16 protein-coding genes are annotated in these 12,215 nt (G+C 33.6%); 3 read left to right on the forward strand and 13 right to left on the reverse strand.

The window, feature by feature from the left end; translation table 11 throughout:
- Positions 1–3: 3 nt before the first annotated feature.
- The 13 genes from ACM55I_RS01620 to ACM55I_RS01680 form a co-directional block, all read right to left on the reverse strand.
- On the reverse strand, positions 4–147 hold the full coding sequence (locus ACM55I_RS01620; RefSeq protein WP_465245402.1) for a GDCCVxC domain-containing (seleno)protein: 144 nt from the start codon (positions 145–147) through the stop codon (positions 4–6).
- Positions 147–602 (reverse strand): MerC domain-containing protein, encoded by a 456-nt coding sequence (locus tag ACM55I_RS16325; protein WP_465245403.1) that lies wholly within the window; start codon positions 600–602, stop codon positions 147–149. Before ACM55I_RS16325 ends, ACM55I_RS01620 begins: the two co-directional genes overlap by 1 nt.
- Before the next feature lies 1 nt (position 603).
- Positions 604–3,138: a heavy metal translocating P-type ATPase gene (locus ACM55I_RS01630; protein ID WP_416845043.1), complete on the reverse strand. Its 2,535-nt coding sequence runs from the start codon at positions 3,136–3,138 to the stop codon at positions 604–606.
- 59 nt (positions 3,139–3,197) lie between these two features.
- On the reverse strand, positions 3,198–3,647 hold the full coding sequence (locus ACM55I_RS01635; RefSeq protein ID WP_416845044.1) for a heavy metal-binding domain-containing protein: 450 nt from the start codon (positions 3,645–3,647) through the stop codon (positions 3,198–3,200).
- 106 nt (positions 3,648–3,753) lie between these two features.
- Positions 3,754–4,314 carry a helix-turn-helix domain-containing protein gene (locus ACM55I_RS01640; RefSeq protein ID WP_416845045.1) on the reverse strand — a complete coding sequence of 187 codons (561 nt, stop codon included), beginning with the start codon at positions 4,312–4,314 and terminating at the stop codon, positions 3,754–3,756.
- Positions 4,315–4,439: 125 nt separating this feature from the next.
- Positions 4,440–4,661, reverse strand: a complete 222-nt coding sequence (locus ACM55I_RS01645; RefSeq protein ID WP_416845046.1) for a heavy metal-binding domain-containing protein — start codon at positions 4,659–4,661, stop codon at positions 4,440–4,442.
- 266 nt (positions 4,662–4,927) lie between these two features.
- On the reverse strand, positions 4,928–5,398 hold the full coding sequence (locus tag ACM55I_RS01650) for a heme-binding domain-containing protein (protein ID WP_416845047.1): 471 nt from the start codon (positions 5,396–5,398) through the stop codon (positions 4,928–4,930).
- Between the two features lies 1 nt (position 5,399).
- Positions 5,400–6,110 carry a DUF3347 domain-containing protein gene (locus tag ACM55I_RS01655; protein ID WP_416845048.1) on the reverse strand — a complete coding sequence of 237 codons (711 nt, stop codon included), beginning with the start codon at positions 6,108–6,110 and terminating at the stop codon, positions 5,400–5,402.
- Positions 6,111–6,178: 68 nt separating this feature from the next.
- The gene (locus ACM55I_RS01660) at positions 6,179–7,081 is read right to left on the reverse strand and encodes a DUF3347 domain-containing protein (protein WP_416845049.1); all 903 of its coding nucleotides are present in this window, start codon (positions 7,079–7,081) and stop codon (positions 6,179–6,181) included.
- A 147-nt stretch (positions 7,082–7,228) separates the two neighbouring features.
- Positions 7,229–7,600 (reverse strand): hypothetical protein, encoded by a 372-nt coding sequence (locus ACM55I_RS01665; RefSeq protein WP_416845050.1) that lies wholly within the window; start codon positions 7,598–7,600, stop codon positions 7,229–7,231.
- A gap of 84 nt (positions 7,601–7,684) precedes the next feature.
- Entirely contained in the window at positions 7,685–8,029 is a 345-nt protein-coding gene (locus ACM55I_RS01670; RefSeq protein ID WP_416845051.1) for a phage holin family protein, read from the reverse strand.
- 54 nt (positions 8,030–8,083) lie between these two features.
- Positions 8,084–8,842 (reverse strand): alpha/beta fold hydrolase, encoded by a 759-nt coding sequence (locus ACM55I_RS01675; protein WP_416845052.1) that lies wholly within the window; start codon positions 8,840–8,842, stop codon positions 8,084–8,086.
- Positions 8,843–8,931: 89 nt separating this feature from the next.
- Positions 8,932–9,645 (reverse strand): pyridoxine 5'-phosphate synthase, encoded by a 714-nt coding sequence (locus ACM55I_RS01680; protein ID WP_416845053.1) that lies wholly within the window; start codon positions 9,643–9,645, stop codon positions 8,932–8,934.
- Between the two features lie 113 nt (positions 9,646–9,758).
- Between ACM55I_RS01680 and ACM55I_RS01685 the strand changes: the two genes are divergently transcribed.
- The 3 genes from ACM55I_RS01685 (at position 9,759) to porG (ending at position 12,214) form a co-directional block, all read left to right on the forward strand.
- The gene (locus ACM55I_RS01685; protein WP_416836041.1) at positions 9,759–10,418 is read left to right on the forward strand and encodes a CBS domain-containing protein; all 660 of its coding nucleotides are present in this window, start codon (positions 9,759–9,761) and stop codon (positions 10,416–10,418) included.
- Between the two features lie 71 nt (positions 10,419–10,489).
- A complete protein-coding gene (locus tag ACM55I_RS01690; protein ID WP_416845054.1) occupies positions 10,490–11,374 on the forward strand; it encodes an NAD kinase in 885 nt (294 codons plus the stop codon).
- 156 nt (positions 11,375–11,530) lie between these two features.
- The gene (gene porG, locus ACM55I_RS01695) at positions 11,531–12,214 is read left to right on the forward strand and encodes a type IX secretion system protein PorG (RefSeq protein ID WP_416845055.1); all 684 of its coding nucleotides are present in this window, start codon (positions 11,531–11,533) and stop codon (positions 12,212–12,214) included.
- The last annotated feature ends 1 nt before the right edge of the window (position 12,215 follow it).

A 12,215-nucleotide genomic window follows, 5' to 3' on the forward strand; every position in this document is an offset into this window, starting at 1 on the left:
TTTTTAACAACAACTTTCACCCACCTGTATTGATGGACATTTTACTGTACCGTAACTACAATAAACACAACAATTACCTTGTTTGGGTCTTAATACAGTCTTACAATTCTCGCATTCATAAAAGAATTGACAAGTATCAGTAGGCATTATTTCGGGTTTTTATATCCGCAATTTAGGCAAGTTAAAGTTGATTTTAGTTCTACTGACGTACCGTTATAGATTACACAAGTAGTACAGATATCATTCAATTTATTTCTAGAGTAATTTACTCCAGTTGCTATCAATAATCCAAACATACCCATGTAAATAAAATAAGGGTTACTGTTAAAATAGTATCCGTAATAAATTAATAGAACCGATGGAACCCCCATTAATAAAGGGTAAACACTACGATGTTTGCGATAAGAAATGATTAAACCTACAATAGAAATTGAAACCATTGCCTGAAATATCCACATTGTCCATCCGCCAAACAACTCAAAAGCACCCAATCCAAATGTTGATGCTCCGACTGCAAAAAGAGGAAAACAGCAAGGTGAAAACAGTGCTGTTGTAAAGAGCCCCACTATCCCTAATTTATCTATGTTATTTATTATTTTCATTTTAAAGTTTTAGATTCCTTAATCGTAAGGCATTTACAATTACGGAAACCGAGCTGAAACTCATCGCCAAAGCTGCAATCATTGGTGAAAGCAAAACTCCAAAAAATGGATATAAAACGCCCGCGGCAATTGGAATCCCCAACACATTATAAAAGAAAGCAAAAAATAAGTTTTGTTTAATATTTCGCATCACGGCATGGCTTAAATTTTTGGCTTTGACTATTCCTTGTAAATCACCTTTCACCAATGTAATTTTAGCACTTTCAATGGCAACATCAGTTCCAGTTCCCATGGCAATTCCGATGTCGGCTTGTGCCAAAGCCGGAGCATCATTTATTCCATCTCCTGCCATGGCTACAATTTTTCCTTCAGATTGCAATCGTTTAATTTCCTTGAGCTTATCTTCGGGTAAACAACCCGCTTTATAAGAACTTAAATTCAATTGTGTCGCCACTGCTTTTGCCGTATTTTCATTATCGCCCGTCAACATTATGACTTCAACTCCCTGACGTATTAATTCTTTTATAGCTTCAACACTTGTTGTTTTTATAGCATCAGTAATCGATACAAACCCAACCGCAATTCCGTCAACTGAAATATAAGAAACTGTTTTTCCCAGTTTTTGTTCTGCTATAATTTGATTTTCTAACTCTTCAGAAACCGTAGCACTCACCTGTTCTATTAATTTTTTATTTCCAAGAGCCACTTTTTTATTGGTTACCGTACCAATAACCCCTTTGCCGGAAATCGCTTCAAAATCCATTACTTCGATTAATGAAACTTCTTTCGCTTTTGCAAAATTGACTACGGCTTGAGCCAAAGGATGTTCGCTATACTGATTTAAGGAAGCAATACTTTGCAATAGCAAATTTTCATCATTATTTATAGTAAATACTTTTTCAACTGAAGGTTTTCCTTCGGTAATTGTCCCAGTTTTATCTGTAATTAGAACATTCACTTTGTTCATATTTTCCAGTGCTTCAGCATTTTTTATCAAAACCCCTGATTGCGCTCCTTTCCCAACACCAACCATTACTGACATAGGCGTGGCTAATCCCAAAGCACATGGGCACGCAATAATTAATACGGCGATAGCATTAATAAATCCATAAACCAGTGCAGGCTCCGGTCCAAATTTTGCCCAAACAAAAAAGGTGATTACCGATACAAAAACAACAATAGGCACAAAATATTTAGCGATTTTATCCGCTAGTTTTTGGATTGGTGCTTTAGAGCGACTGGCAATATTCACCATTTCTACAATTTGCGAAAGCACCGTTTCCGAACCTACTTTTTCAGCAATCATCACAAAGGATTTATTTCCGTTTATTGTTCCTGCGATAACGGAATCATCCTTTTTTTTATCAACAGGAATAGGCTCTCCAGAAATCATCGATTCATCAATGGTACTTTCTCCATCGGTGATTTTTCCATCCACCGGAATTTTATCTCCAGGCTTTACACGCAATAAATTTCCTTTTATGATGTCGTGAATTGAGATTACTTTATCTGCTCCATCGCTGACCAAAGTGGCTTCGGTTGGTGCTAATTTCAACAATTCTTTTATCGCACCACTGGTTTGACTGTGTGCTCTGGCTTCTAACAATTGTCCCAATAAAACCAAAGTCAAAATGACTGTTGTAGCCTCAAAATAGAGCGAAACCGTTCCGTTATGAGTTTTAAATTCATTTGGAAAAATATCAGGAAAAAACATTCCGACTAAACTAAATAAAAACGCCACTCCCGTACCAATTCCGATAAGGGTAAACATATTGAGATTCCAAGTAATAATGGATTTCCAAGCGCGCTCAAAAAACATCCAACACGCATAAAAAACTACTGGAAGCGATAAAATTAGCTGTACCCAATTCCATTTTGAAACATCCATAATTTTCATTAATGGATTATTCGGAATCATATCCGACATGGCAATTAAGAACACAGGAACCGTAAAAACCACTGCTGTTTTCATTTTACGCACCAAGTCATTATACACCTTATTTTCTTCAGAATCGGTTGGTTCCATTGGCACTAAATCCATTCCACAAATGGGACAAAAACCAGGAGCGTCTTTGATTATTTCGGGATGCATGGGACAGGTATAAAACATTTTACTAGCTGTCAACGCTGCTTCTTTGACCAAATCCATTCCGCAAACTGGGCAACTTCCCGATTTATTATAGAATTTTTCGCCCTCACAGTGCATCGGACAATAATATTTTCCTTTTGCATTATTTGGCAAAACCACAGACGATTTTTCTTGAGATTTATTCGAACTGCAACATGACTTTTCCTTTGGTTTCTCAGTCGTTTCATGAGAATCAACCCCGTTATTCATTGCTATTGTATAGTTTCCGGCAGCCGTCAATGCCTCTTGCAATTGAGTTGTAGGAATGTGTTTATCCATTGTTATCGATGCCATTGGCGGATCCAAAGTAACTATTGCTTGAATTTCATCGATAGCATTCAATGTTTTTTCGACTTTGGAACGACAACCGTCGCAAGACATTCCGGTGACTGTATACGTATGTTTCATACTGTTGAATTAAAAAAAATCGATTCTATAAAATTTATAGAACCGATTTGAAAAAGACTTTAATGTTGATGATTCTCTTCTTTTTTATCACTTTCTTTCGGAGTCATTTCCATTCCGCATTTAGGACATTTTCCAGGTTTATCACTCATTTCTTTCGGATGCATTGGACAGGAATATCCCGATTTTTGAACTTTTTCAGGAGTCATTTTCATTCCACATTTAGAACATTTTCCAGGTTTATCAGAAGTTGTACCATCCATTTGACAAACGTATTTTGAAACTACTTCTGTTTTTCTCCCTTTACCCGAGGTGTCGTGTTTTAATGTTTTTACCAATTTCATTCCACATTTACTGCACTCCCCTTCTTTATTACTCATTTCATCCGGATGCATTGGACACACATACATTCCTTTATGAGTTTCCTTTTGGGAAGACGTCACCCCTTCTTGAGCTGATGCCATTGAATTCACTGCTAAGAATACGCTTAGTACGATAATTAATTTTTTCATTTTTTCTATTATTAAAACATTAAACTAAAGATTCATTTCTACAAATCAAAGGTACAAGACCGTCTATTTTGACTTGTTGTAGAATTTTGGAAATGATTTGTAAATTTTACAACCCATCAATTTGCAATCTGTTATTTTCTTTTAATTGTTTAAAATGAGTTGGCGTTACGCCCGTAATTTTTTTAAACTGATTACTCAAATGCGCTACATCGCTGTAATTCAACTTAATTGCAATTTCACTTAGTGTTAATTCCTTATACATTAATAATTCCTTTACTTTTTCAATCTTTTGAGCAATAAAATAATGCTCAATAGTCGTGCCCTGAACTTCCGAAAACAAATTACTTAAAGTGTTGTAATCTTGCCCTAATTGCTCGGACAAATAGCTTGACAAATTAGTTTTTAATTCATTATTTTGATGATGAACCAAATTAACAATTAGGCATTTAACCTTCTCAATAGTTATAGTCGTTTTATCCTCTAATAATTCAAATCCAAGTGATTGCAACTTTTTTTCTAAATCTTGCTTCTGATTGTCTTTGAAATTTTCTAATAATTCGACTTCACCTAACTCAACTGAAACTGGAAAAATTTCAATTTTTTCGAGTTCTGCTTTCACAACCATTTTACAGCGATCGCATACCATATTTTTGATATAGAATTTCATTTTACAATATTATTTTGACACATACTCTTAATAGTATTTTATATTTCATAAATTATTTATCTTATAACCAAAACTTGTTGATTTAACGGTAAAGCTGTCTGGTTTAAATGTGAAAAACACTTTTTTTATTTGTTACTTTTTTCAGCAGTTTTAGGAACAGGAACCGTTAATTTCATTCCGCATTTTGGACATTTATCATTCAACTTACCTTGAACTTCAGGGTGCATCGGACAAGCATACATTGTTGGATTATTTTTCATCATTTTTGTGTTATTACCCATCATCGTTGAATCATTCCCCATCATTGTAGAGTCTGAATTCATCATAGTGGCGTTATCATCCATCATATGAGAATCATTTGTTGAATTTTGTTTATTTTTTTGGTTACAGGACATCATTACAAAAGCCATCATCAGGCTAAAAAAAAATAGTTTTCTAACTATTGTATTTCCATTAGTTTAAATCACATAATTCACTCTATATCAACACAAAAATAGACTCTAGCCCTCTGAATTTCTGAACCATAACAGGAATTACGATTTCCTATTAAACTTCTTCTTATAATTTCATAAAATTGTATATTATTTGGCATTTTTTTAAGCTGTATTGCTTTTTAATATCCAGTTGACAGACTATCTTTTGTTTTATTAATCCAATCCATTAATTCGTTTTTTTGTGCAGGTGACAGTATTGCATTTTTATGAATTAAAGTGTACGAAGCTAAAGGCATTTCGTTCGATTTTATTTGTTTAACCATTCTGTCTAATTTGTTTTCCTGTTTTCGCTTGGAATAACTGCCAAATTCATTAAAGTTCAAATTTTCTTTACCTTCCTTGATATGGCTTTCCATAAAAAAACGTGCTGGTTGAATGTAAGAATACAAAGGATAATTAGTATTATTACTATGACAATCATAACAAGACGTTCTTAAAATAGTTTCTACATTTTTAGGAACAGCATACACTCTTGTAAAATCTACTGTCATATCCTGCTCGGAATTCACATTCCGAGCAGGTTGATACAGTTGCATCAATAAAAAAATAATTAATCCTATAAAAAATATTTTCTTGATGCTTTTCTTCATTTTATAATGTTTTTTTTATTGAACCACAAGTAAGCATAGTAGAACCATAATAAGGATTTTTTATTTCCTTGGTTTCACTTATCCAAATAGCACCTTTACCTTCATCTGCCATTGGACAATAATCTTGATATAATTTTTGTTTTGTTCCAAAGGTTTTTATTAAATCATTTATGTCTTTGCTCAACATAACAAAATGTTCTCTTTGATGATCAATTTTCCCAGGATTATCCCCTATATGTTCAGCGTGTTCTTTGGCATCACCAGTAATATCTAGATATTCAGCTTTTAATTTTGGATTTATACCACCAGTATTTACACTATTAAAAGTGGCATATAATATTTTTCCAGCATTAGCAGCTCCTTTAGAATCATCTTTTATCAATGCATTTTTAAGTTTCAAATAGCTACTTACAATTCCATCAATAGCAAATGAAGAGGAAACAACTGGTTTCACTTCAGATTCAGTCGTAAAAATAGTGGCCGTTTTTGTTTCAGTTTTCGGAGTTTCAGAAACAGGTTCTGTCAATTCCATTCCGCACTTAGAACATGCTTCGCCTTTTTTTCCTGTAATTTCAGGATGCATGGAACACGCATATAATTCTGAAGAGCTCTTAGCTGTTTCAGAATTTACTGCTTCAGCTTGCTTATTTTTCTGGTTACAAGCTGTAAATAGGAATGCACATGCAATCGAGGAAAGGATTATATTTTTCATATTTTATATTTATGTTACTAATTTTTACTTCTATTTTAAAGTTACTTTTATAATTCGCTCTACTTAAATCACTTAATTGTTTCTACAGTTTTTCCACAACTTAACATTTGAGAGCCATAATAAGGGTTTTTAATCGTGTCCCCTTTGCTCAACCAATTAGCCCCTTTTCCATCATTTGCCATTGGACAAAATTGATAAAAAACGGGAGTTTCATACTTAGCGACTTTTATCAAATCGTACATGTTTTTCGACAAAGGCATAAAAAGAGCTCTTTGTTTTTTAATGTCTTCTGTTTCAGAAATATTTTTGGCTCCAGCCATCAAATCCTTCATTACCTTCATCCAAACCAAGTGAACATCCATCGCCAGTTCATCCATTTTCACCTCATTCAATGCCGTTAATAAATCTTTCGCTATAAAAGAAACCGCTTTACCATCAGTTTTTACCAAACCATCTTTCAACAAAAAGTAATTATCAAAAACTGGTTTCAATTGATTATTCGTTTTCTGTTCTTGATTTAGAGTCCCTGAATTTTTATCGTGACTTTCATGATTTGTCATAGTTCCCATTTGCTTCGCCTGTTCGCTATTGCTAGGATCATTTTTAGTTTCGGATGTAACAGCCACTTTAGCTTCTCTGTCGTATTGACAACATCCGGGAAGATTATTGTAAGCGGCCTCTGGAGCAAGAAAGCTGTTGCTGTCATAACCTGCCAAAGCAATGCGTTTTAATATTTCCTCTTGATTTGTTTTTTGTGAATCATAGGTCAGGAGAGCCATTTTGGTATCTTTATTCCAATCTACCTGTGCTACCTTTTTCAAATTTCCGGCTTTCTCTATTGTTGTTTTACACATTCCGCAATTCCCATAAATTTTCACCGTTTCGGTTTTGGCATTTTTAATTTGTGCATTCGCGATTGTGACTGAAAGCAATACTATAATTGCCATCACTATTTTTTTTATTGAGTTCATTGTTTTAAATAATTTGAAGTGAGTTTGCCACAAACAACATTGGAGCAATGGTTTGCATTGCTGAAAATTGAATTTGACTATAAATTTAATGATTTTAAAGCATTAACGCTTTGAATTAAGCAGACTTATGGCTGTCTAAAAAGGAATTTAGCTTATTTTAGGTGGAAGCCAAACAGATCGGAAATCAGAAGAAATAAAGATTTCCGAATAATAATACTTTTGTTTTTCTAAAGAAAAACTAACGTTTTTATTGTTTAAATCGGTGTAAAATAATAAAGTTAAACCCAAATGAATTGCGGGACAACTGCAGGAAACACTCTTGCAAGCTCCATTACAACCCTCATGTGATTCCTTTTTAGAAGAATGTTCTTTGTTACAACAGTCAGCCTTCTCCGTTTTTGAAGAAGCCTCTTTTTTGCAACATGCTTTCTCTGATTTAGTTCCACATGCAAAAGCTATGCTTGGCATCATACAGAAACCAAACATAACAAATAGCACTATGTAAAACTTTTTCGACATTTATCAAACGATTTATAGCACAAAGATATTAAATCAACAATCATCGTGAATTTATTCACTCACAAATAGCTGTTAAATAATTGATTATTTTCCTTCTCCTAATATCCCATTCATGATGGATTGTGAAAGAGACAATATGATACTGAAAAGAAAGGCTGTCCAAAACGAATCGACACTAAATCCCCCTACAATACTGGTACACAATAAAATAATCAAGGCATTGATCACTAATAAAAATAAACCCAAGGTAACAATGGTAACCGGTAATGTTAATATCACCAATATTGGTTTGATAAATATATTAAGTAAACCCAAAACAACCGCTACAATTAATGCAGTAGTAAATCCAGCCACATGAACCCCCGGCATAAAATGGGAAATTAGCAGTACTAATCCTGAAGTAACAAGAATTCTGATCAATAAATTCATGGTTTTTTGTTTTAAAATTTTAATAAATGTAAGAAAAATTTAAATCCGATTATTTTATTTTAGGAATGAGATAACCCTTTCATAAAAAACAACAGGGTTTTCAGCGTGAAGCCAATGTCCTGCGCTAGGAATCGTTTCAACTGTTGCCGTTGGAAAATGGTATTTTATATTTTCGAAATCGCTGTCCAAAATATAATTGGAATTTCCACCACGAATGAATAAAGTTGGTTTCTCAAAAATTAAATTTTCTGGTAACGGAACTCCAATTTCATCCATTTTAGTATTGAAAACGGCCAAATTAAATCGGAAGGCGAGTTGTCCCGGCTCTTGCCAATACAAATTTTTCATCAGGAATTGTCGTGTTCCAAAATCAGGAATGTATTTTTTCATAATTTCCTCGACTTCGTTGCGGCTTGGTTTTATTGAAAAATCAACCGCATTTAATCCCGCCAAAATATCCTGATGATGCTGCGGATAAAATTTTGGTCCAATGTCCGCGACAATCAATTTGTTTACTAATTCGGGATGCGTTGTTGCCAAAAGCATGGCTACTTTCCCGCCCATTGAATGCCCAATCATATTGATGTTTTCTAAATTATGGGCTTGACAATATTCAAAAACATCCTGAACCATTATTTCATAACTGAATTCTTCTGAATGTAGACTTCGGCCGTGATTGCGTAAATCGAGAATGTGAACTTGAAAATTTTCAGCAAATTGTGTTCCGAGTGTTTTCCAATTGTCAGACATTCCAAGAAATCCGTGGAGAATTAAAAGTGGTTGGCCAACGCCTTCAATTTTTGAGTACAACATTTGATTTTAGATTTTAGATTGCAGATTTTAGATTTTAGATTGCAGATTTTAACTACTACCATCCAGATTCATGAATCACTTTTGATAAACTATTTTAATTTTTGCAAATACATATTGATCACATTATCCAATCCTAGATAAATGGCTTCGGAAATTAAAGCATGACCTATGGAAACTTCGAGTAATCCCGGTATGTTATCTTTAAAAAACTGAATGTTATCCAAACTTAAATCATGGCCAGCGTTGATTCCCAAACCTATTTGATTGGCTAAAATTGCTGATTCCATATACGGCTGAATTCCTCTTTGGTTACCCAAACTGTATTCGTGCGCGAAGGCTTCGGTATATAGTTCGATTCTTTCGGTTCCAATTTTTTTGGCGCCTTCGATCATTTCGAGAACTGGATCGACAAAAATAGACGTTCTGATTCCGTTGCGTTGAAATTCCTGAACCACTTCTTTGAGATAATCGGCATGTTTTATAGTATTCCAACCTGCATTTGAAGTTATCGCATCGACAGCATCCGGAACCAAAGTAACTTGGGTCGGTTTTATTTCGAGAACAAGATCGATAAAGGTTTTCTCTGGATTTCCTTCCATATTATATTCGGTATAAACAATGGATTTCAAATCGTGGGCGTCTTGATAGCGAATGTGACGCTCATCTGGACGCGGATGAATGGTGATTCCTTCGGCTCCAAACTTTTGAATGTCGGTTGCGACTTTTAATAAATCTGGAACATTTCCACCACGAGCATTTCGTAAAGTAGCTATTTTATTGATGTTTACACTTAACTTTGTCATTGGAACACTTTTTGATTGTGATAATAGTATTTATTGGAGCAAAAATACAAAGTAAAAGGTAGGAGTTTTTGCTTATTTTTGATTATTTTGCATGAAATATTGCCGATTGATTTATGACAGAAATAACAGAATATATTACCAACGATTTCAAAGCGATTGACAGCCATGATACTATTGCGGTTGTTCAAGAGTTTTTTGATGAATTGCACTTTTCGCACTTTCCAGTGATTGAAGAGGGAATTTATATTGGAAGTATTGCATCCGACGATATAGAAACTTTTGATACCGATAAGGAAGTAGCTGATTACCGATTTACTCTTGAAGGATTTTTTACCAGAACCAATACTATTTGGCTCGATGTTTTAGAAATTTTTGCAAAAAACCACACTAATTTAGTGCCTGTTTTAGATGAAAATAATAAATATGTAGGCTATTATGAAATAGAGGACATCATGAAATTTTTCCATGAAACCCCATTTTTAAAAGAACCTGGTGGAATTATTGTTGTCAAAAAACCTATTTTGGATTACTCAATGAGCCAGATTACCCAAATTGTTGAAAGCAATAACGGAAAGCTTTTGGGTTTATTCATATCTGATGCTGATGTTGAAAGCGTCCAAATAACCATGAAAATAAGTTTAGGAGCCATGAATGAAATCATCCAAACTTTCAGAAGGTATAATTATGAAATCATATCAGAGCATCAAGAAGACAATTACATCAACAACTTAAAGGAACGTTCTGACTATTTAGACAAATACCTTAATATATAGTTTACTCGTTTAATTTGTTTATTTACTTCAACAAATTAAACGAGTAAAATAAATTAAAGATTAAACAACAGATGAAAGTAGCTATATACGGACAATACTATCTTGTAAGCACAGAACCAATCATAAAAGATATTTTTGTTTTTTTTAATAAAAACAATGTTGAAATGGTTATTGAAGCAGAATTTCTTAAGATGCTTTATGAAAAAAAAATAATACAAAAAGAATACAACACTTTTTCATCACATACGGAATTAGACAAAAGTTTTGATATGCTAATCAGCATTGGTGGTGACGGAACTATTTTAAGAGCCGTTACATTAGTTCGGAATTCCGGCGTTCCAATACTAGGAATAAATGCAGGCCGATTAGGCTTTTTGGCTACTGTTCAAAAAGAGAATATTGCTACATTTATGCAGTTTGTAATTGATAAAAAATACACCATTTCAAAAAGAACTCTATTAAGTTTGTCCTGCACTCCCGAAAACGAATCGTTATTAGACATCAATTTTGCTATGAATGAAATTTCAGTTAGCCGAAAAGACTCTACCTCGATGATTACCGTAGAAACGTATTTGAATGATGAGTTTTTAAATTCCTATTGGGCAGACGGTTTAATTATTGCCACTCCTACAGGATCGACAGGATATAATTTAAGTTGTGGAGGTCCTATTTTAACCCCAGATGTAAAAAGCCTAGTAATAACTCCTATTGCACCTCACAATTTAAATGCCAGACCGCTTGTAGTTCCTGATGAAACAGAAATAAGACTAAAAGTTTCCGGTAGAGAAAATCAATATTTAGTATCCTTAGATTCCAGAATTACATCTGTAAAAAACGAATCAATCCTAACCATTAAGAAAACTCCTTTTCAAATAAACATGGTGGAAATCCCAGAAGAGACCTTTCTAAAAACATTGCGTACCAAACTACTTTGGGGAGAAGATAGAAGGAATTAATCCATTTTAGTTAAACACTATACGATTCTATCTATTTTTCACGTTTGGATTTATCTAACGTCTATTTGTTGTGAATTACTCAAAAGAGAGTACAATTAACTCAATAGGTATTGAATCGTATTGATAATTATTATATTTGCACGCAATTTTAACTAAATGAACAAAGTTTTTAATTTATTTTTATGCCTGTTTCCCTTTTTAGCAGTCCATGCTCAAATTCATGAAATTGGTGTTTTTGTAGGAGGCAGTAACTATATTGGAGATGTTGGACCTACAACCTATATTTCTCCAAACGAACCTGCTTTGGGAATCCTTTACAAATGGAATAAAAGCCCAAGACATGCCTATAGATTTTCCTATACACAATCAAAAATAACTTCAAACGATTTGGATTCTGAAGAGGCTGGTAGAAACCAAAGAGGATATCATTTTGAAAATAGCATAAAAGAAGTATCTTTAGGCCTTGAATTCAATTTTTTTGATTTTAATCTTCATGAAATGAAGAATAAAATCACACCATATGTATATTCTGGAATAAGTTATTTTAGATATGACGAATTATATATTTTATCAGGCATAACACGAAAAGATAAGAGTACGGGTTCTTTTGCAATTCCAATGAATTTAGGAATAAAATCTAACATTACGCCTAATTTTATATTAGCTGTAGAAGTTGGAGCAAGATACACACTAACGGATAATCTAGACGGAAGCAATCCGAAAAATGATAATTTAGAAACGTTACAATTTGGAAATTTAAATAATAATGACTGGTATGTGTTTTCGGGATTAACCCTAACCTATACCTTTGGAAACAAACCTTGTTACTGTGCAGAATAAA

Source organism: Flavobacterium algoris, from assembly GCF_048158525.1.
Taxonomy (GTDB): Bacteria; Bacteroidota; Bacteroidia; order Flavobacteriales; family Flavobacteriaceae; genus Flavobacterium; species Flavobacterium algoris.